Raw genomic sequence first — 19,397 nt, forward strand, 5'->3', positions numbered from 1 at the left:
TCTAAAGGGTGCCTGCGGCGTTCTTGTCGGGAAGCGCTGCCGTCAGGATGCTGCGCTCGTCGAAATCCGGACGAGCGACATTGGCCGCCACCCTGCCCTGGCACATCACCATGATGCGATCGGAAATGCCCATGACTTCGGGCAACTCGCTTGATATCACCACGATCGCCATGCCGCCGGCGGCAAGTTCGTAGAGGATTTCGTAGATTTCCGATTTCGCCCCGACATCGATGCCGCGCGTCGGCTCGTCGATGACCAGGACCTTGATCCCCTGCTCGGACAGCCAGCGGCCGAGAATGACCTTCTGCTGGTTGCCGCCCGAGAGGTTGATGATGTCCTGCTTGCGCGACGGCGTCCGCACTCGAAGCTTGGCGATGAACCGATCCGCCAGCGCCGCCTCTTGTCTCGGGCTCAGAATGCCGAAAGGCGAAAAATGCCGGCGCGACGAGATCGCGATATTCTCCTCGATCGATCGCCCTTGGACGATGCCGTCGAACTTGCGGTCCTCGGGGCAAAGCACCATGCCGGCATTGATCGCCGCTTTCGGATTGTTCGGCGAAACGGCAATGCCGTCGATCGTGACCTGACCCTGATGCCTGGTGTCGGCGCCGTAAAGCAGCCGCGCCATCTCGCTGCGGCCGGCGCCGATCAGGCCGAAGAAACCGAGAATCTCACCCTGGCGGACGGAGAAGCTGATCGGGTTGGGCAGCCTTGACCCCGACAGGCCCTTGACCTCCAGCCGTACGTCGCTGAGGGCGCGTTCACGCCAGCCCCAGACATTGCTGATCTCGCGTCCGACCATTTCCGAGATGATCTGCTCACGCGTCGTTTCGGCGATCTGAGGATGGTGGGCGGCAAGTTTGCCGTCGCGCAGTACCGTCAGGCTGTCGCAAAGCCGGAAGATCTCGTCGAGGCGATGCGAGACGTAGAGAATCACCGTTCCCTTCGCCTTCAGCCTGTCGATGAGCGAAAACAGGATTTCGCTTTCACGCGAGGAGAGCGAGGAGGTCGGCTCGTCGAGCGCAATCACCCGCGCATCGAGCATGACGGCCTTGGCGATCTCGACCATCTGCCGTGCGCCGATCGAAAGCGAGGCGACCTTGGCCGACGGATCGACATCGATGCCGATCTCCTCGAGCTTCGACCGCACTGTCTCGATCAGCCTCTTGGAATGGATGATGCCGCCCTTGGCCGGAAAGCGTCCGAGCCAGAGATTTTCGGCGACCGTCAACTCCGGAACGAGTTGCAGTTCCTGATGGATGACGATGACGCCGGCATGGAAGGCGTCGCGGACGGACCCGTATCTCTGCTCCTCGCCGTCGATGAGGATGTTGCCGCCATCGGCGGCCTGATCGCCTGACAGTACGCGGATCAGCGTCGATTTACCGGCACCATTTTCGCCCATCAGGCCGTGGACGGCGCCCTTCTCGACCGTGAAGGAAACATTCGCCAGCGCCTGCACGCCGGGATAACCCTTGGAGATATTGCTGAATTCGAGGAAAGCCATCATCGCTCCGTCGAGAAAGATCCGACGGCACGCTGAGCGGCCGCCGGACGATATCATCTTGGAAGGACGATCACTCGATGCCAAGATCCTTGCGGACCTTTTCGTAATCGTCGCGCAGTGCCAGGGAACCGGAGGTCAGCGTCAGCTTTGCCGGCTCCTTGTCGTTCGCGATCCAGTCGTACATGTTGAGCGCCGTCTCGTAGCCGTGGCGCTTCGGCGAGATGATGACGGTGCCGAAGAAGCCCGTCGCCGCCGGCTTCTTGAACTCGTTGATCGCCGATTCCGCGCCGCCAATGCCGACGCCGATGACGTTGGCCGCCGGAATGCCGACCGATTCGGAAGCACGGACGGCGCCGAGGACGGCTTCGTCGTTGAGGCCGAAGGCGACCCAGTATTTCACGTCGGCATGCTTGTTGAGAACGGTGGTTGCCGCGTTGAGCGCCGCTTCCGTATCCGTCTTCGCCTGTGGCGCATCATAGATGTTTTCGGCCGGGAAACCGGCGGACTTCAGCACCGAGATCGCACCTTCGACGCGGTCGACAGCGGTCGGCAGCTGGTCATAGGAAACCCGCACGGCGCCGACATTCTTCATGTCCCAGCCGCGCTTCTTGATTTCGTCGACGATCGCCTGGCCGACGGTCTCGCCGATCTTGGTGGCTGAAATGCCCATATGCGGCACCTCTTCCAGCGGCTTGCCGTCGGCGCTGACGAGGCGGTCGTCGACCGTCATCAACTTCAACTGGTTGGCTTCGGCCTTGGCGACGATGCCAGGGCCGAGCTTGACGTCGGGCGTGCAGATGATCAAGCCCTGCGCACCTTGGGCGCCGAGATTATCGATTGCCGACTGGACCTTCTCGCCGTCTTCGGCGCCGATCTTGACGACGGTGAAGCCTTTTTCCTTGGCGGCCTGGTCGGCGAATTTCCATTCGTCCTGGAACCACGGCTCCTCAGGCTGCTTGACGATAAACCCTATCTTGACGTCCGCGGAAAATGCCGAGCCGGCTGCCAGAATGGCGAAAGTGCCAGCCAGAATGGCTGCTTTGAACAAGCGCATGTCTCTCTCCCTAAACTCTCAAAAACCGAGCAGCTGCCTCCCAGGCAACGTCCAATGAATTATGATAAATCATCATACCAGTCAATTGCCAATGTATGATGATTGGAATAATAGGATTATTGACGAGATGCCGGGAGGAAGCGTCGCAAAGCGGATCGAATTCGGATAATCAGGTTCGATTGCCTAGCACGCGAGACAGAGCGGAGAGGTGAGTTGGAAACAATCGAGCGACAGAGCGGGGCCGAAAGCCGCCGCATCGAGCGCCGCCCGCGCGTACGCCGCAACGTCACGGCGGCGATCGCTCAGGATATCTGCGCGGACCGCTATCCCGCGGGCTCGCCGCTGCCCCGCGAGAACGACCTCTGCGAACTCTACGGCGTCAGCCGCACGGTCATTCGCGAATCGCTGAAAGTGCTGGAATCCAAAGGCCTTGTCCGTGGCAAGCCGCGCATCGGAACCACCGTCTGCGATAAGGATGACTGGAATATCCTCGACGCTGACGTGCTTGAATGGATGGGGCCCTATATCAAGGATTTCGACCTGCTCGGCTGCATTCTCGAAGCCCGCCGCACCATCGAACCGGCAGCCGCCGAATATGCCGCCGAGCGCGCCAGCGCCCAGGAGATCGCCGATCTCGACAATGCCTGGCGGCAGATGCGCGACAGCGCCCGCGACCCGGAAAGCTTCACCGATGCCGACGTCATGTTCCACACGGTGCTGCTCACCGCCAGCCACAATCAGGTCTTCCGCCGCCTGTCGAGCGCCATTCACGCGGCGCTGAAATATGCACTGCATGCCTCCAATATCGGTGTCGAGAATCGCGAGGATGCAGTGCTCGTTCACGGTCAGCTGGTCGAGGCCCTGCGCATGCGCGACAAGGCGGGCGCCCGCGAATGCGCCAACCGCATGCTCGATCTTGCGGTGCGCGATCTTGCCGCCGCCGAAAAAGCGATCGGCAGAACGAAATGACCGATCACGACAAATCTGCGGACGTGCCGCCGATCGCAAACCCGCGAAGAGACTGAAAGAACAGCGATGAAGATCACCAAACTCACCACCTATATCGTTCCCCCGCGCTGGCTGTTTTTGAAGGTCGAGACCGATGAAGGCATCGTCGGCTGGGGCGAACCGGTCGTCGAAGGCCGTGCGCTCACCGTTCAGGCCGCCGTCCATGAGCTGGAAGACTACCTGATCGGCAAGGATCCTTTCCTCATCGAAGACCACTGGACCGTGATGTATCGCGGCGGCTTCTATCGCGGCGGCGCCGTCCACATGAGCGCGATCTCGGGCATCGACCAGGCGCTGTGGGACATCAAAGGCAAGGCGCTCGGCCAGCCGATCCACTCTCTGCTCGGCGGCCAGCTCCGTGATCGTATCAAAGTCTATTCCTGGATCGGCGGCGACCGTCCCTCGGATGTCGCCAACAATGCCAAGGAAGTGGTTGCCCAGGGCTTCAAGGCGATCAAGCTCAATGGCTGCGAGGAAATGCAGATCGTCGACACCAACGAGAAGGTGGAGAAAGCAGTCGAGACCATCGCCGCCATCCGCGAGGCGATCGGCCCGCATATCGGCATCGGCGTCGATTTTCACGGGCGTGTGCACAAGCCGATGGCGAAGGTTCTCGCCAAGGAGCTCGACCCCTACAAGCTGATGTTCATCGAAGAGCCGGTGCTTTCCGAAAACAAGGAAGCGCTGCGCGATATCGTCAACCACACCTCGACGCCGATCGCGCTCGGCGAACGGCTCTTTTCGCGCTGGGACTTCAAGCAGGTTCTGTCAGACGGCTACGTCGACATCATCCAGCCGGACCTCTCCCATGCCGGTGGCATCACCGAATGCCGCAAGATCGCGGCGATGGCCGAAGCCTACGACGTGGCGCTGGCGCCGCATTGCCCGCTAGGCCCGATCGCGCTCGCCGCCTGCCTGCAGGTCGATGCCGTCAGCTACAATGCCTTCATCCAGGAACAGAGCCTCGGCATCCACTATAACAAGGGCAACGACATCCTCGACTACATCTCCAACAAGGAGGTGTTCCACTATGCCGATGGTTTCGTCTCGATCCCGCAGGGTCCGGGTCTCGGCATCGAGGTCGACGAAGCCTATGTCATCGAGCGCGCGAAGGAAGGTCACCGCTGGCGCAACCCGATCTGGCGGCACGCCGACGGCAGCTTCGCCGAATGGTGAGAGCGCATAACCCCGAAAATCGGAACCGATTTTCGGAAAGGATTATGCGCAACTCAAAGTGATAGGGTCGCGCAAGCGGCCCTTTTTCATTCCCCGTGTAGGATATCGCGTGTCTCGTCCGTCATAGTGGAAGCTCAAAGAGGAGATTTCAGAATGGCCAGAGCAATCGCAATCATCGTCGCCCGCATCATCTTCAGCTTCATCTTTTTCATGGCGGCCGGCTTCAAGTTCGTCGATATCGGCGCAACAGTGGGCTATATCACCGCCGCAGGCTTTCCGATGGCGACATTCCTTGCCTGGGTCGCCGCCTTCTTCGAGATCGCACTGGCGCTCGCCTTTATATCAGGAGCCTTCTTCACCGAGGCCAGCCTGCTCGCAGGCATCTATGTGATCTTCCTCGCTTTCGCCTTCCACGGCCCATCCCATTGGCAGCAGAACCAGGCCGAGTTCGGCTTCTTCATCGATCACTTTACCTTCCTCGCCGGTCTGCTCTTTGCCGCGGTCCACGGGCCGGAGAAATGGGCGTTGAGCCACAGCCTCCTCAGGAAGCTCTAGCATCGGCCCGAAAATCGGAATCGATTTTCGGAAAGCACGATGCGAGGATTGAAAGAGTTAAAGCGTCCTTTGTGCGTCCGAAAGGACGCACGGCGCTCTAGCGACCTGCTCTCCTTCCGGAACCAAGAGCCGTGCGGAACATTGGCTTACCTGCAAAACGGCAACGCAAAAACGGCAAGGAGAGCCCACCCATGGAGCTGAAGGGAAAGATCGCATTGGTGACAGGCGCCGGTTCCGGCATCGGCAAAGCGGCCGCGTTGCGGCTCGCTGCCGAGGGTGCAAGGGTGGCCGCACTGAGCCGCGCCACCGACGAGGTCGAAAAGACCTGTGCCGAGATCAGGGCCGCCGGCGGCGAGTCGATCACGTTGACGGCAGATACCAGCGACGAAACTCAAATGCGGAGCGCCGTAGCGCAACTGACCGACACCTTCGACGGCCTCGACGTCGTTGTCGCCAATGCTGGGATCAACGGTGTCTGGGCACCGATCGACGATCTCAAGCCGGAAGAATGGGACAAGACGATCGCCGTCAATCTGCGTGGCACCTACCTGACCCTGCATCTGACGGTTCCGCATCTGAAGCGCCACGGCGGCTCGATCATCGTCGTCTCTTCGATCAACGGCACCCGCACCTTCACCACGCCGGGCGCCACCGCCTACACCGCAACCAAGGCGGGCCAGGTCGCCATGGTCCAGCAGCTCGCCCTCGAACTCGGCCGGCACGGCATCCGCGTCAATGCCGTCTGCCCGGGCGAGATCGAGACCAATATCGGCGCCAATACCGACAGCCGCCATCGCGAGGAGACGGAGGTTCCGGTCATCTGGCCGCAGGGGGATATCCCGATCGCCGGCGGCAAGGCAGGCAAGAGCGAGGATGTCGCCGAAACCATCCTTTTTCTCGCCTCCGAGCGCGCCCGACACATCACCGGTACGCCGATCTGGATCGACGGCGGTCAGGGCCTGTTGCGATAGCCCTTGCAGTCAGGAACTCAGCCGTTCAGCCGGGCGCTGTCGAGAGTATACAGTTCCTGCGCGCGCTGCACGCCGCGCAACGCGTAGCGTCCGACGCAGGCGAGTGCGGCACGCTGCTGCTCCGGTATCGCCGCGGCGAAATCGGAGGAGATCAACAGGTTGAGATCGACGGAACGACACATCGAGGCGATCCGGCTGACCTCGTTGACGGCAGGTCCGATGACGGTGAAGTCCAACCGGTCCTGGCTGCCGATATTGCCGTAGAAGACATCGCCGATATGCAGGCCGATATAGACGTCGGTCGTCGCCCGGCCGTCGGCCGCACGCGCGGCATTCAGCTTGGTGAGCTTTTCCCGCAGCAACGATTCGGCGCTCAGCGCCGCACGACATGTCTCCGCCGGCACCTCGCTCTTAAAGATGGCGAGCACACCGTCGCCGATCAGCTTCAGCACGTTGCCGCCGGACTCGTGGACCGCTGTGATCACCGCCTCGCTATAGTCGTTGAGCAGCGGGATGATCTCCTCCGGCGGCACGCTGTCGGAGATCTTGGTGTAATTCAGCAGATCGGAAAACCAAAGTGCCGCGGAAATCCGCTCCGACTTGCCGCGGCTGATCTTGCCTTCCATCACCTGGCGCGCGGCGTCTTCGCCGAGATAGACCTCGGCGATGGTGCGAGCGATACGCCCGAGCGCGATGCATTTGATCGCCAGCCCCAAAACTGGCACCAGCTTGCGCAGGATGGCGAGGTCGTGATCGGAAAAGCCCTCAGGATGCTTCGTCGCGAAATGCGAGAAGAAGCAATCCATCTCGCCGATCGTGCCGGCCTCGGAAAAACGATGCATCATCGCCACGAAATCCGTGTGGCCGGCTTCAGCGATCGTATCGAGCATAGAGAAATCGATCGGATCGCCGAAGCCAAGACGCCGGCGTATCTCCCGCTCGTTGTTAGACCATAGATGATAGAAGGCCGAACGCTGCCAGTTCGACGCCGCTTCCCCCGAGCTCGTCGGACCATATTCGAACTCGGCCTGAATCTCCTCGACGCTGTCCCAGCGGAAGGCGCGGCCCTCATGCACCGGATGCAGCGTATCCATCAGCGCCAGACCACGGTCGAGTGGCAGGCCGGCATCCCGGCAAGCCGAGCAGAAACCGGTCATCAGCTCGGCTTCCGAAGCGCCCTTCAGTCCCTGCTCCGTGATCCAGGCTGCAATCGTGCTGACGTCGCTGTAATCCATGTTCTCACCTTCACTCGTACTAAAGTTGTAGCTCGAATTCGGCGTGGAAGGAAAGCCAATTGGCTCAATCGCCCTCGGGCATATTGTAGGGCGTGACGATTTCGACTGTTGAAAGCGAGGGCGAAACCGCTCGCGGCAAGGCAGTCGCCCGGCTCATGATCGCCCGGAAGGCCGAACGCGCATCGGTTCTGAGATCATGATGCAGCACGAAGCCGATCCGACGCGCCCCAAGCAGGGCGCGATTATCCGCATCGAGATCATGGGCGACGAAAACGCGGACGGGACGTTTGGCCGCGTCGAAGGCCGCAAGCACCGCCCGGTTGCCGCCGCCGATCGAATAGACGGCGTTGATGGCGGGGTCGGCCGCAAGGGCTGCCGCGGTAAGCGTTCCCGTCGCGGCATCGGTGCCGTGCCCCTCGCTGATTTCGGTAATGCCGATGTCGGGATAGCGGGCGCGGATGACGCGGCGAAAGCCGATTTCGCGCTCCTCCTCGCCGCGGAACCGTCCGCTCGACAGCGTTACCAGCACCTTGCTACCATCACTCCCGAGGAATTCGCCGATCAGATAGGCGGCGGTCTCTCCCGCCGCCCGGTTGTCGGCCCCGGCATAGGCGATGCGGGCCGAATTCGGCAGATCGGTCACCAGCGTCACGACGGGAATGCCGGCCGCATCCGCCCGGGCAACGGCGGCCGCCACCTCGGCAACGTCAGGCGCCTTGAGCACGATACCGTGCGTGCCGCGCAGCCGGATGCGATCGAGAAGCTGCACCAGTTCGGTCGGCTTCATCACCTCGGCGAAATGGAACCGGCAACGGAAGACGCCGGGCAGAAAGGTCGCCATCTCCGCCTCGAAGGCGGCGCGCACCGCGTCGCTGAAACGCTGCGGCGTCTCCATGACGATATCGATCGCCAGCACCCGCCCGCTGCCCATCGCTCCGGCCTGCTGCTTCTCCAGCTCCGCGATCGCCGCCTTCACCCGCATCTCGGTCTGCCGGCGCACGCCCGGCCTGCCGTTCAGCACCCGGTCGACGGTCGCAGTGCTGAGCCCGGCCTGGAAGGCAATGTCCTTGACGAGAAAGAGATGTGCCATGCGATTGGCCTGATGGTTTTTTGATGGATTCCTGATCTATATCACCCGGCATCGCGGCGTATAGTGCCTCCATTGGAAAGAGGGAGGAGCCGCTATGAAAACCAACAACCAGCAGAAACTGCGCGCCGACCGCGTCTGGGTGAGCGAAGACGCCTGCGATCTCGACGATTTCCGCAGCCTTGCGGAAAGGACGACTGTGCTTACCGATTACCCCTCGGCGTCTGCGGTCGAAAAAAACGTGCTGATCTATGACAGCCGCAAGGTGATGGCAGCGGCCGCAACGCCAGAAGGCCGACGCGCCGTGTTGGCGGAGATCTGCGAGGCTTTCGGCGAGGGTCCTGGTGTGGTCGTGTTCAAGCGCGCTTACGAAGACACCGGCATCATCGATCGGGCCAGCGTGATCTTCGACGCGATCATCGAGGAACAACACCGCACCTCGACCGGCGGCGGCGATCACTTTGCCAAGCCTGGCGCCAACGACCGTATCTGGAATTCGCTGGAAAAACATTGTCTCGCCGATCCGGCAAATTTCGCCGAATATTACGGCAACGCCATTATCGCGCTGGCCAGCGAAGCCTGGCTCGGTCCGAGCTACCAGATGACGGCGCAGGTCAACCGCGTCAATCCGGGCGGCGCGGCGCAGTCGGCGCACCGCGATTACCATCTCGGCTTTCAGTCCTCAAAGGTGATCGAACAGTTCCCGGCGCATGTGCACCGGCTCTCGCCGGTGCTGACGCTGCAGGGTGCGGTCGCCCATTGCGACATGCCGCTCGAAAGCGGCCCGACACTCTTCCTGCCGTATAGCCAGACCTATGTGCCGGGTTATCTCGCGCTGAAGCGGCAAGAGTTCCGGGATTATTTCGAGACCAACCATGTCCAGCTGCCGCTCGAAAAAGGCGACGTCGTCTTCTTCAATCCCGCCCTCTTCCATGCCGCCGGCACCAACCGTTCGGCCGACATCAAGCGCGTCGCCAACCTCCTGCAGGTCTCTTCCGCCTTCGGCCGGGCAATGGAAACCGTCAATCGCGAGAAGATGAGCGCCAGGCTGTTTCCCGCGTTGAAGACCTTGCAGGGCAGGCTCTCGCCTGATGAGATCGCCAACGCCGTCGCTGCCTGCGCCGAGGGCTACTCCTTCCCGACCAACCTCGACTGCGACCCGCCGCTCGGTGGACTGGCGCCGAAGACACAGGCGCAGCTGATGCATGAGGCGCTGAAGGAAGGCTGGAGCGATGAAGTCTTTACGGCAGCACTTGCCGAGCAGGCGCAGAAGAAGTTGAGCTGATTTGGAGCTCGAGCCTCTTGCATCCGCACTGAGATAAAAGCCTCCCGCACCTGCGGGAGGCTATTCGCACATCATCACAATGGAGGAACCACATGAGCACAGACCACGGCCGCCTCGACGGCAAGATCGCCATCGTCACCGGCGGCACGCAAGGATTGGGCGCGACCATCGCCCGCCTCTTCGCCGAACGCGGCGCCGAAGGCATCGTCATCTGCGGCCGCAACGAAGCCAAGGGCAAGGCAAAGGCGGCGGAGATTTCGGCCGCGACCGGCACCAGGATCGTCTACGTCAAAGCCGACCTCGGCAAGGTCGGGGATGCACAGCATGTCGTGCGCGCCTGTGACGAGACCTTCGGCCGTGTCGACGCCTTGGTCAATGCCGCCGCCATCACCGATCGCGGCACCATCCTCGACACCAGCCCGGAGCTCTTCGACACCATGTTCGCCGTCAATGTGCGTGCGCCGTTTTTCCTGATGCAGGAGGCGGTGAAGGTCATGCGCCGCGAAAAGATCGAGGGTACGATCGTCAACATCGGCTCGATGTCGGCCAAAGCCGGCCAACCCTTCATCGCCGCCTATTGCGCCTCCAAGGGCGCGCTGGAAACGCTGACGAAGAACACCGCTTATGCGCTCCTGCGCAACCGCATCCGCGTCAATGGTCTGAACATTGGTTGGATGGCCTCCGAAGGCGAGGACCGGATCCAGCGCGAATATCACGATGCACCGGCCGACTGGTTGGAGAAGGCGGCGGCAAGCCAGCCCTTCGGCCGTCTCGTCGATCCGCACGAGGTGGCGCGCGCCTGCGCTTACCTGTCGTCTTCCGAATCCGGCCTGATGACCGGCTCGGTCATCTGCTTCGACCAGTCGATCTGGGGCGCTTACGACGGCTCGCCGCATCCGGTCGCCGCCCTCTAGAGCCTTTCCTGGTCAGATTGAATCATTCTGCCGGAGCAGGTTTTCGTCAGGGCAGAGGCGATTGGCGAAGGGCATACCCCTTGGTACGTCCGAGCCGATCGCCTTTGATCCTGGCGGAAAGATGCCCGACCCTTCGGGTTGGCTGAAACGGGCCGGCTGATCGACCGGCCGGCTTGGCCGTAGAGCTTGGCTACGACGCGCGCCGGCCGGTCGACCATCCGACTCCGTTTGAGCCAACAGAATGCTTCAATCTGACCAGGAAAGGCTCTAGGAAAACCGGAGCCCGGCATTTCCATCGCCGGGCTCTGGTACCTCCAGGTTTTTGCCGCTAGGAAAAGAACGGCAGCATTCAGGGAGGAAACTGGCATGGGCGACAATCCGATTTATGAGATCCGCGACGAACGCTTCGGTGCCATGGTCATCGGCAGCGCCGGCCTCGAGGAGCTTTATTCCGGCTGCCGCTGGACGGAAGGCCCGGTCTGGTTTTCCGACCTGAACTGCCTTCTCTGGAGCGATATCCCGAATGAACGCATGATGCGCTGGACACCGGATGGTACGGTCTCCGTCTTCCGCTCGCCCTCCAACTACGTCAACGGCAACACCCGCGACCGGCAGGGCCGGCTGGTCTCCTGCGAACATGGCGGCCGCCGTGTCACCCGTACCGAGACGGACGGCACCATCACCGTTCTCGCCGACAGCTACCAGGGCAAGCGACTGAACTCGCCGAACGACGTCGTCGTGCACTCCGACGGCGGGGTCTGGTTCACCGATCCGACTTACGGCATCCTGTCGGATTACGAGGGCCACAAGGCCGAGCCCGAGCAGCCCACGCGCAACGTCTACCGGATCGATCCGGCAAGCGGAGCGATCGATGCCGTCGTCGAGGATTTCATCCAGCCGAACGGCCTTGCCTTCTCGCCCGATGAGACGAAGCTTTATATTGCCGATTCCGGCTCCGCAAAACATGACGTGCCGCGCCATATCCGCGTTTTCGACGTCATCGACGGCAGGGCGCTTGCCAACAGCCGCTATTTCTGCAGCCTCGATGTCGGCCATCCCGACGGTTTCCGTTGCGATGTCGCCGGCAATCTCTGGACGAGTGCCTCCGACGGCGTGCACTGCTTTTCGCCTGACGGAACCCTGCTCGGCAAGATCAGGGTGCCGCAGACGGTGTCCAACCTCACCTTCGGCGGCCCCAAGAAAAACCGGCTTTTCATCACCGCAACGCGTTCGGTCTATTCGATCTATATCAAGACGACCGGCGCGCAATATCCATAGATCAGGCCTTCGCCTTGTCGGGGCGGCAGTGCAGCGGCTCGGCGCGGTGCCAGTTTTCCAGAATGCGGCCATCGGTATGTTTCTGCCGCGCCCAGCGGATGCCATTCGAGATCACCTTATGCACGATCTTGTCGTGATAGATCGGGTAGGTCTCGTGGCCGGGGCTGAAGAAGAAGATGCGGCCGCGCCCGCGCTGGAAGGTGCAGCCGCTGCGGAACACCTCGCCGCCGGAATACCAGGAGATGAAGACAAGCTCGTCCGGCTGCGGAATATCGAAGGGCTCGCCGTACATTTCCGAGGCATTGACTTCGAAATAGGGCGGCAGCCCCTCGGCGATCGGATGCGAAGGATTGACCACCCAGACGCGCTCCAGGTCGCCATCCGGCGTCTCACGCCAGGAGAGGTTGGCATTGGTGCCCATCAGCCGGCGGAAGAGCTTGGAATGGTGGCCGGAATGCAGCACCAGCAGGCCCATGCCCTTCAGCACGCGCTGCTGCACGCGGTCGATCAGCCCGTCGCTGACGTCGTCATGCGCCATATGCCCCCACCAGAGCAGCACGTCGGTATCATCGAGCACGCTGTCCGGCAGGCCTTCGTCAGGATCATCCAGCGTGCCGCGGCGGATTTCGAAATCTGGATGGGCGATGCCGGCTTCGATCGCTCCGTCGATACGATCAGGATAGATCTCCTGAACCTCCTTGTGGAGCTGCTCGTGGCGTCCCTCGTTCCAGATGGTGACCTTGATTGTCATGACATTCCTCGATGTTTCAGGCCTTGATGTTTCAGGCGCGATTGTCAGGCGGTTGCCGGACGGATCACCCGGCCGGCGGAATCGAACAGATGGCAGGCGGCGGGATCGGCCGTCAGCGACACGCGGTCACCCGGCCGCACGGCGATATCGCCCTCGGCGCGCACGACGATAGGCTGCTCCTGCGAGCCGACGGTCATATAGGTCTCGACGCCGAGGCGCTCGACGATGACGACTTCGGCCGTAAAGTGGTCCTGGCCCTCGGCGGCGATCTTCAGATGTTCCGGCCGGATGCCGAGCTTGGCATCGCCCTGCGGCATCGCGCCGTTGGCATCGGCGAGATCAAGCGAAAGCCCGATCGGACTGTTGAGATGCACCTTGCCGGCCACCGGCCGCGTTATAGTGACGGGAATGACGTTCATCTTCGGCGAGCCGATGAAGGTCGCGACGAATTCGTTGTCCGGCTCATGATACAGCGACATCGGCGCACCCTCCTGCGCCACCACGCCCTTGTTCAGCACGACGATGCGGTCAGCCATCGTCATCGCTTCCACCTGGTCGTGAGTGACGTAGACGACCGTCGCCTTCAGCTCGCGGTGCAGGCGTTGCAGCTCAGCGCGCATCTGCACGCGCAGCGCCGAATCGAGGTTCGACAGCGGCTCGTCGAACAGGATCAGCGCCGGCTTCTTGATGATGGCGCGGCCAATCGCGACGCGCTGGCGCTGGCCGCCGGAAAGAGCGGCCGGGCGGCGGTCGAGATAGTCGGTGAGCTGCAGGATCTCGGCAACACCCTCCACTTGCCGGCGGATCTCCGCCTCCGGCACCTTCTTCAAACTGAGCGAGAAGCCGATGTTTTCGGCAACGCTCATATGCGGATAGAGCGCATAGGACTGGAACACCATGGCGATGCCACGTTTGTCGGGCGGCACGTCGTTGATGCGCTTGCCGTTAAGGATGAGGTCGCCCTCGTCGATGCCTTCGAGGCCGGCGATCATGCGCAGCAGCGTGGACTTGCCGCAGCCGGACGGGCCGACGAAGACCGCGAATTCGCCGTCTTCCACGGTGATGTCGACGCCCTTGATGACCTCGAGCGCACCGTAGAACTTGCGAACGTTTCTGAGATTGATCATCTGTTTCTCTTTCTTGATCTCAGCCCTTCACGCCGCCCGAAAATGTCTGGACGAGGAAGCGCCGCGCAAAACCGAAGGCAACGACGGCAGGCAGCAGGTAGATGAATGCCAGCGCCGTCAGCAGGCCGTAATCGATCTCGTTGATGCGCAGAAAGGCGCGGAAGAGACCAAGCGGCAGCGTCTGCAGCTCCGGCGACGACAGGAGGATCAGCGGCAGCAGGAAATCGCCCCAGGCCGACATGAAGGCGAAAAGCCCGGCCGCAGCCAGCCCCGGCAGCGCCAGCGGGATCAGCACCCGGCGGATGCACTGTATCAGTGTTGCCCCATCCATCAGCGCCGCCTCCTCGTAGTCCTTCGGCAGCCCGTCGAAGAAGGTCTTCATGATCCAGAGCGCCAGCGGCAATTGCATTGTCGCAAGCACCAGGATCAGCCCGAGATACCCGTCGATGAAGCCGGTCCAGCGCATGATGTCGCGGGTATAGCTGCCGAAGATCGGCCGCAGCACCGCCGCCTCCGCATTGTTCAACGTCAGCAGGAACTTGTAGAGCGGCACGATGAGTGCGGTCGGAGGCAGCACACGGATGAGCAGGATCGCGTAGAGGAAGGGTAACTTCCACCAGGCCCTGGTGCGCGACAGCGCATAACCGCCGAGCCCCGCAAGCACCATGACGAGCAGCGTGGCGCCGCCGACCACGAAGAGCGAATTGAACAGCCACTTCGCTCCGTCCTCCTTCGCGAAGACTCTGATATAGTTGGCGAAGGTCCATTGTTCCGGCCAGCGCAGGAAGAGCTGCGCATTGCCGTCGAACGAGGCGATCAGCACCCAGAAAAAGGGTATCGCGCAGAAGATCGAGATCAGCGACAGGATCGCATAGGCGATGAGATCGGATCGACCCTTGTTTGCAGTTTCGCTTGGAGAAACGACGGCCATGTCAGACCTCCACCTTCATGGCCCGGACATAGGCGACGCCTAATATCAGCGAGATGACGAGCGCGACGACGGCGACCGCAGCGCCATAGCCCAGCTGGTACGCCGTGAAGGACTGGTTGTAGATATAAATGCTGACGAGTTCGGTCGCCCCGCCCGGTCCGCCGCGCGTCAGCGCATAGACGAGGCCGAAGACGGCAATCGTGGAAACCGCCGAGATCAGCATGTAGAGCAGGATCGTCGGCATCATCAGCGGCAGAGTGATGCGGCGGAACATCTGCGATGGGGTGGCGCCGTCCATGCGGGCGGCCTCGTAGATCTCCGCCGGGATGGTGCTGAGGCCCGCCGTCAGCAGGATCATCGCCGTGGCGATGCCGCGCCAGGTATTGACGATGATGATCATCGACAGCGGGAAGACCTGCAGCCAGTCGGCCGGCGTGATGCCGAAGAAATTGACGATGCGGCTGAGTGTGGCGTTGTCGCCGCCTGCCAGCATCGAGATCCACATGAAACCGGCGACGACTTCGGGAGCGGCATTCGGCAACAGGATAATCGACGAGAACACCCGCCGGAAGCGGATCGGCCGGCGCAGCGCGATCGCCGAGATCAGGCCGAGCACGAACTGGCCGATCACTGCAGAACCGATGACGAAGATGAAGGTGACGACCAGCGTGTTCCAGAACTTCGCGTCGTTGAAGAGCCTGACATAGTTGCGGAAACCGACAAAGCGGGGCCGAAGGGCCGCAGCCCCGGTCAGCGCCTCATTGGTGAAGCTCAGATAGATGGAATAGAGGGCCGGGTAGATCACGAAGGCCAGAAGCAGCACCAGCGAGGGCAGCAGGATCAGCAGCCATTGCCGTTCGGCGCGCTTTTCATGAGAGTTTCGGGCCATGGAAGCTCACAACCTTATCGAATGAAACCGGCTTGTAGAATGAAAGCGGGAAGACGCAGCGATGATGCCGCGTCCCCGTCTTGGCGAAAGAGAGGGTGCCGGAGCTTACTTGACCATGTCGTCGCCGAGCGTTTCCTTGACGTAGTCGACAAGGATCTTCTGGGCGCCGGCGGCATCGGTTTCTTTGCGGAGCAGCGCTTCGGTGGCCCGCGCGACACCTTCCGAGACCGCACCGAAACCGGAGGCCTGCTTCAGGAACACGCCGTTCTCGGCCGCCGCATGGATCGGAACCAGTTCCGTCAGCTTCTGGAACTCGGCATTATCAGCCGCACCCTTGCTGGCCGGGATATTGCCGATACGGGCGGCGTAGGAAACCTGCGTCTCGATCGAGCCGATCTCCATCAGCGCCTTGATCGCCAGTTCCGTATTGGCCGACTTGGAATTGACGGCCCACGGCGCAGCGAGGTTGGCAAGCACGTACTGGCCGCTGCTCTGGCCGGGAACGGTCCAGGTGCCGACCACCTCCGTCACGTCAGGGATGGGGTTCTTGCTTTCGCGACCCCAGTCGAAAATATAGCACCAGGAGCCGCAGGTGGTCGCGACAAGCTTGCCGGCCGGAAACATCTGGTACTTCGGCACGACCCAGGGCTCGGGTCCGAGCAGCGGCTGCGTCGGCATCAGATCCTTGTCGATCAGTTCCTTGTAGACGTTGAAGACATCCTTGATGCCTTCGCCACTCAGATCGAGCTTGCCGTCGGCATCGACCAGCTGCGGCGTCTTGGAACCGACGAGCAGATGTTGGAAGCCTTCGTCGAAGGCGCCGCTTCCCCAGGAGACGCCGGCCGGGAAGAGCAGGCCGTAGGCGCCGGTCTTCTGCTTGATCTCGGACGCACGATCGAGAAGTTCCCGCCAGCTCTTCGGCTGTTGGGTGGAGATGCCTGCTTTTTCGAGAATATCCTTGCGGTAATAGATTTCCTGGATGCCGAGCATGAACGGCATCACATAGGTTTCACCATCCGGGCTGACGGCAAGCTCCTTGGCGACGTCATAGAGGTTGGCGTAGCCATCCCAAGCCTTGAACTCCTTGGTAACAGGCGCGAGGTAGCCGGCTTCCACCATGTCGGCGACCGCAGCCGTGGTCGGGATGGAGAACAGGTCGGGCGCGTTGCCGGCGCCGAGCTCCGTCAGGAGTTTGGTCAGGTAGTCCTTGTCGGGCGCCGGATATTCGATGACCTCGACGGTGACGCCATATTTCTTTTCGATCCGCTCGACCGTCGACTTCATCGCGTCGATGCCGGCCTGACCATGATTTGCAATTCGGATTGTTTCAGCCTGCGCCAGCGTCGAAACCGCGCTCAGCAGAATGGCGCATAGGCCGCCAAGAACCATCTTCTTCAACGGAAGTCCTCCCTTTTGTAGAGACACGGCGCCCTCCAGCACCGGTCATGAAAATGTACACGCATTCCAAACACTGACAAGACGGTTTTTCAAAAGATTCGAGTGCGAGTTTTAATATGCTGATATTACTTATCTATTTAGATATTGCCATCGCAATATGGTTTGTGTAATCGTGTGCACAATGCATTCAGGGAGGAATTTTCATGACTAGGAAATTGCGCCTCGGCGTCATTGGCGCTGGCTTGAAGGCGGCGGAATATGCCGAGAGCTGGGTCAAGATGCCGGAGATCGAATTTGCTGCACTCGCCGACACCACGGCGGCTTCGCGCCAGCGCCTGATCGATGTCTGCCTCGCCGCCGGCGCGCCCGAACCAAAGAGCTTCGAGGACTATGGTCAGATGCTTGCCGAATGCCGGGGCGAACTCGACATCGTCTACGTCTCCACCCCGCATGCCTTCCACGCCGAGCAGGCAACCGCCGTCGCCGAAGCCGGCCTCGATCTCTTCCTGGAGAAGCCGATGGTGACGACGGCCGCCGAGGCCGAGAGGCTGATCGCCGCGCAGAAAAAGAGTGGCGTAACCATCGTCACCGCCTTCCAGGGCGGCCTGTCGCCGCTGGTGCTCGACACGCGCCGGCGGGCTCTCGCCGGCGAATTCGGCGAGCTGATCGCCATATCGGGCATGATCTGGGAAAGCTGGTCTTCCAACTACGACGGCCATTGGAAGCAGCAGCCTGATATCTCCGGCGGCGGCTTCATGTTCGATACCGGCGCCCATATGATGAACACCGTCTGCCTGCTCGCCAATTCCGATTTCGACAGCGTGTCGGCCTATATGAACAACCACGGCAGACAGGTCGATATCACCACGGCCGTCTCCGCCCGCCTGAAAAACGGCGCGCTGGCGACATTGACGGCCGCCGGCGAAGGACCTCCTGGCTGCGCCTCCTACATCACCTTCTTCTATTCGAAGGCGATCGTGCGCATCGACGCCTGGGGCAGCTGGCGCGAGATCAGTGTCGGCCGCACAGCCGAGCCGCGCGACGAAGCTGAGATTCTCGGTAACCCGATGAAGAATTTCCTCGCCATTCGCGAGGGAAAGATGGAAAACTCTGGCTCCGTTGAAATGGGCCTCAGATTCGCTAGGCTATGGGATGCAATTAAGGAATCGGCAGCGGCCGACGGCGCTTCCGTCAGGATCGTCGCCCAATAGGCGCTGAAGATGAGCGGTATGAGCAGACGGCGGATCACCTCGAAGGAACTGGCGAAACTCGCCGGCGTCTCATCCGCCACCATTTCCCGCGCCTTCTCGCCGGATTCACGCATCGGCAGCGCGACGCGCGACCGCATCCTCGCCGTCGCCCGTGAACATGGCTACCAGCCGAACGCGATCGCCCGCTCGCTGAACAATCAGCGCTCGCGGCTTGTCGCGCTCGTCGTCAATGCGATCGGCAACCCTTGCGAGGCCGAGGAGCAGCAGCTTCTCGTCCACCGTCTGCAGGCGAGACAATTGCTGCCGATTATCCTCTGCTGCGCCGATCATTCCGACCGGCTGCAGTTGATGCGCCTTGCCTCCACCTATCAGGTCGATCACGTCGTCGTCTTCTCCGACATGGTGTCGATGCAAGATGCCGTCGATATCTTCCACACGACGAAGCCGATCATCGTCTCCTTCGAGCCGCTCGAAAACGAAAACGTCTCCAGCATCCGCATCGACGGCGCTGAGGCCGCCGACGGGATCATCGACAAGATCGTCCGCGACGGCAAAAAGCGTTTCGCCTACCTCTCCGGCACCAATTCAAGCTGGATCGACAAGCTCCGGCGCAAATGGTTCGCCGATGCGCTGACCAAGCGCGGCCTCGCCTTCGAGGCGCAGGCCTTCGGCGATTATTCTTATGATTCCGGCTTCAAGGAAGCCGTGCTCCTGCTGCACCGTGACAAGGTCGACGCCATCATCTGTGGCAATGATGTCATGGCGATCGGCGCACGCGATGCGGCCCGCCGGGTGCTCGGCAAGAACACCCCTGATGATATCGCCATCGTCGGCCAGGACGGCATTGCCATGGCCGCCTGGGATTGCAACGACCTCACCACGCTGAGCCTCGACCACGTCGCCTTCATCGATGCCGTCGTCGAATTGATCGAACGCCATGACGCCGAGATCGAAGGCCCGCACAGCATCACGCTCACCTGCACCGCCCGCTGGGGCTCGACCGCCTGATGCATGTCGCCT

General features: G+C 61.7%; 18 protein-coding genes. 9 read left to right on the plus strand and 9 right to left on the minus strand.

The window, feature by feature from the left end; all coding sequences use genetic code 11:
• Position 1 precedes the first annotated feature (1 nt).
• Together araG and ELH03_RS19055 are read right to left on the minus strand one after the other, a co-directional pair.
• On the minus strand, positions 2–1,507 hold the full coding sequence (araG, locus tag ELH03_RS19050) for an L-arabinose ABC transporter ATP-binding protein AraG (RefSeq protein ID WP_130766587.1): 1,506 nt from the start codon (positions 1,505–1,507) through the stop codon (positions 2–4).
• Positions 1,508–1,577: 70 nt separating this feature from the next.
• Positions 1,578–2,561 carry an arabinose ABC transporter substrate-binding protein gene (locus tag ELH03_RS19055; protein WP_128412439.1) on the minus strand — a complete coding sequence of 328 codons (984 nt, stop codon included), beginning with the start codon at positions 2,559–2,561 and terminating at the stop codon, positions 1,578–1,580.
• Positions 2,562–2,774: 213 nt separating this feature from the next.
• On the opposite strand from ELH03_RS19055, the gene ELH03_RS19060 reads away from it, so the two are divergent.
• The 4 genes from ELH03_RS19060 (at position 2,775) to ELH03_RS19075 (ending at position 6,271) form a co-directional block, all read left to right on the plus strand.
• Positions 2,775–3,530 carry a FadR/GntR family transcriptional regulator gene (locus tag ELH03_RS19060; protein ID WP_003543153.1) on the plus strand — a complete coding sequence of 252 codons (756 nt, stop codon included), beginning with the start codon at positions 2,775–2,777 and terminating at the stop codon, positions 3,528–3,530.
• 66 nt (positions 3,531–3,596) lie between these two features.
• Positions 3,597–4,745, plus strand: a complete 1,149-nt coding sequence (gene dgoD, locus ELH03_RS19065) for a galactonate dehydratase (protein WP_128412753.1) — start codon at positions 3,597–3,599, stop codon at positions 4,743–4,745.
• A gap of 153 nt (positions 4,746–4,898) precedes the next feature.
• Positions 4,899–5,300, plus strand: a complete 402-nt coding sequence (locus ELH03_RS19070; RefSeq protein WP_128412752.1) for a DoxX family protein — start codon at positions 4,899–4,901, stop codon at positions 5,298–5,300.
• Between the two features lie 191 nt (positions 5,301–5,491).
• Positions 5,492–6,271 carry an SDR family oxidoreductase gene (locus ELH03_RS19075; RefSeq protein WP_128412751.1) on the plus strand — a complete coding sequence of 260 codons (780 nt, stop codon included), beginning with the start codon at positions 5,492–5,494 and terminating at the stop codon, positions 6,269–6,271.
• Positions 6,272–6,288: 17 nt separating this feature from the next.
• On the opposite strand, the gene ELH03_RS19080 is transcribed toward ELH03_RS19075, so the two are convergent.
• Both ELH03_RS19080 and ELH03_RS19085 read right to left on the minus strand, forming a co-directional pair.
• Positions 6,289–7,506: an adenylate/guanylate cyclase domain-containing protein gene (locus ELH03_RS19080; protein ID WP_128412750.1), complete on the minus strand. Its 1,218-nt coding sequence runs from the start codon at positions 7,504–7,506 to the stop codon at positions 6,289–6,291.
• A 64-nt stretch (positions 7,507–7,570) separates the two neighbouring features.
• Positions 7,571–8,596 carry a LacI family DNA-binding transcriptional regulator gene (locus tag ELH03_RS19085; RefSeq protein WP_128412749.1) on the minus strand — a complete coding sequence of 342 codons (1,026 nt, stop codon included), beginning with the start codon at positions 8,594–8,596 and terminating at the stop codon, positions 7,571–7,573.
• A gap of 94 nt (positions 8,597–8,690) precedes the next feature.
• On the opposite strand from ELH03_RS19085, the gene ELH03_RS19090 reads away from it, so the two are divergent.
• The 3 genes from ELH03_RS19090 (at position 8,691) to ELH03_RS19110 (ending at position 12,070) form a co-directional block, all read left to right on the plus strand.
• Positions 8,691–9,878, plus strand: coding sequence for a phytanoyl-CoA dioxygenase family protein (locus ELH03_RS19090; RefSeq protein ID WP_128412748.1), 1,188 nt, complete (start codon positions 8,691–8,693; stop codon positions 9,876–9,878).
• A 92-nt stretch (positions 9,879–9,970) separates the two neighbouring features.
• A complete protein-coding gene (locus tag ELH03_RS19095) occupies positions 9,971–10,792 on the plus strand; it encodes an SDR family oxidoreductase (protein WP_128412747.1) in 822 nt (273 codons plus the stop codon).
• 366 nt (positions 10,793–11,158) lie between these two features.
• Complete coding sequence (locus ELH03_RS19110) at positions 11,159–12,070, plus strand: SMP-30/gluconolactonase/LRE family protein (RefSeq protein WP_128404194.1); 912 nt, start codon at positions 11,159–11,161, stop codon at positions 12,068–12,070.
• Between the two features lies 1 nt (position 12,071).
• Here the strand turns inward: ELH03_RS19110 and ELH03_RS19115 are convergent, their stop codons facing one another.
• The 5 genes from ELH03_RS19115 to ELH03_RS19135 all read right to left on the minus strand — a co-directional run bounded on the left by ELH03_RS19115 (position 12,072) and on the right by ELH03_RS19135 (position 17,166).
• On the minus strand, positions 12,072–12,821 hold the full coding sequence (locus ELH03_RS19115; RefSeq protein ID WP_130766588.1) for a ThuA domain-containing protein: 750 nt from the start codon (positions 12,819–12,821) through the stop codon (positions 12,072–12,074).
• 44 nt (positions 12,822–12,865) lie between these two features.
• Positions 12,866–13,948 carry an ABC transporter ATP-binding protein gene (locus ELH03_RS19120; protein ID WP_128412489.1) on the minus strand — a complete coding sequence of 361 codons (1,083 nt, stop codon included), beginning with the start codon at positions 13,946–13,948 and terminating at the stop codon, positions 12,866–12,868.
• A gap of 19 nt (positions 13,949–13,967) precedes the next feature.
• Positions 13,968–14,879, minus strand: coding sequence for a carbohydrate ABC transporter permease (locus ELH03_RS19125; RefSeq protein WP_128412488.1), 912 nt, complete (start codon positions 14,877–14,879; stop codon positions 13,968–13,970).
• Position 14,880: 1 nt separating this feature from the next.
• Positions 14,881–15,768, minus strand: a complete 888-nt coding sequence (locus ELH03_RS19130) for a carbohydrate ABC transporter permease (protein ID WP_128412487.1) — start codon at positions 15,766–15,768, stop codon at positions 14,881–14,883.
• Between the two features lie 105 nt (positions 15,769–15,873).
• Positions 15,874–17,166 carry an ABC transporter substrate-binding protein gene (locus tag ELH03_RS19135; protein WP_128412486.1) on the minus strand — a complete coding sequence of 431 codons (1,293 nt, stop codon included), beginning with the start codon at positions 17,164–17,166 and terminating at the stop codon, positions 15,874–15,876.
• A gap of 203 nt (positions 17,167–17,369) precedes the next feature.
• Here ELH03_RS19135 and ELH03_RS19140 point away from each other — a divergent pair, with 203 nt between their 5' ends.
• Positions 17,370–18,377, plus strand: coding sequence for a Gfo/Idh/MocA family protein (locus ELH03_RS19140; protein WP_130766589.1), 1,008 nt, complete (start codon positions 17,370–17,372; stop codon positions 18,375–18,377).
• Between the two features lie 9 nt (positions 18,378–18,386).
• Positions 18,387–19,385, plus strand: a complete 999-nt coding sequence (locus ELH03_RS19145; protein ID WP_128404201.1) for a LacI family DNA-binding transcriptional regulator — start codon at positions 18,387–18,389, stop codon at positions 19,383–19,385.
• Positions 19,386–19,397 lie beyond the last annotated feature (12 nt).

It is taken from the genome of Rhizobium beringeri, assembly GCF_004306515.1.
Taxonomy (GTDB): domain Bacteria; phylum Pseudomonadota; class Alphaproteobacteria; order Rhizobiales; family Rhizobiaceae; genus Rhizobium; species Rhizobium beringeri.

What these genes read in the sequence shown, in the direction of transcription:
- ELH03_RS19125 (WP_128412488.1), bottom strand. Translation starts at nt 14,879, where the DNA reads ATGGCCGTCGTTTCTCCAAGCGAAACTGCAAACAAGGGTCGATCCGAT.
- ELH03_RS19120 (WP_128412489.1), bottom strand. Translation starts at nt 13,948, where the DNA reads ATGATCAATCTCAGAAACGTTCGCAAGTTCTACGGTGCGCTCGAGGTC.
- ELH03_RS19070 (WP_128412752.1), top strand. Translation starts at nt 4,899, where the DNA reads ATGGCCAGAGCAATCGCAATCATCGTCGCCCGCATCATCTTCAGCTTC.
- ELH03_RS19075 (WP_128412751.1), top strand. Translation starts at nt 5,492, where the DNA reads ATGGAGCTGAAGGGAAAGATCGCATTGGTGACAGGCGCCGGTTCCGGC.
- ELH03_RS19130 (WP_128412487.1), bottom strand. Translation starts at nt 15,768, where the DNA reads ATGGCCCGAAACTCTCATGAAAAGCGCGCCGAACGGCAATGGCTGCTG.
- ELH03_RS19095 (WP_128412747.1), top strand. Translation starts at nt 9,971, where the DNA reads ATGAGCACAGACCACGGCCGCCTCGACGGCAAGATCGCCATCGTCACC.
- ELH03_RS19085 (WP_128412749.1), bottom strand. Translation starts at nt 8,596, where the DNA reads ATGGCACATCTCTTTCTCGTCAAGGACATTGCCTTCCAGGCCGGGCTC.
- ELH03_RS19110 (WP_128404194.1), top strand. Translation starts at nt 11,159, where the DNA reads ATGGGCGACAATCCGATTTATGAGATCCGCGACGAACGCTTCGGTGCC.
- ELH03_RS19115 (WP_130766588.1), bottom strand. Translation starts at nt 12,821, where the DNA reads ATGACAATCAAGGTCACCATCTGGAACGAGGGACGCCACGAGCAGCTC.
- ELH03_RS19145 (WP_128404201.1), top strand. Translation starts at nt 18,387, where the DNA reads ATGAGCGGTATGAGCAGACGGCGGATCACCTCGAAGGAACTGGCGAAA.
- ELH03_RS19080 (WP_128412750.1), bottom strand. Translation starts at nt 7,506, where the DNA reads ATGGATTACAGCGACGTCAGCACGATTGCAGCCTGGATCACGGAGCAG.
- ELH03_RS19090 (WP_128412748.1), top strand. Translation starts at nt 8,691, where the DNA reads ATGAAAACCAACAACCAGCAGAAACTGCGCGCCGACCGCGTCTGGGTG.
- ELH03_RS19140 (WP_130766589.1), top strand. Translation starts at nt 17,370, where the DNA reads ATGACTAGGAAATTGCGCCTCGGCGTCATTGGCGCTGGCTTGAAGGCG.
- dgoD (WP_128412753.1), top strand. Translation starts at nt 3,597, where the DNA reads ATGAAGATCACCAAACTCACCACCTATATCGTTCCCCCGCGCTGGCTG.
- ELH03_RS19055 (WP_128412439.1), bottom strand. Translation starts at nt 2,561, where the DNA reads ATGCGCTTGTTCAAAGCAGCCATTCTGGCTGGCACTTTCGCCATTCTG.
- araG (WP_130766587.1), bottom strand. Translation starts at nt 1,507, where the DNA reads ATGGCTTTCCTCGAATTCAGCAATATCTCCAAGGGTTATCCCGGCGTG.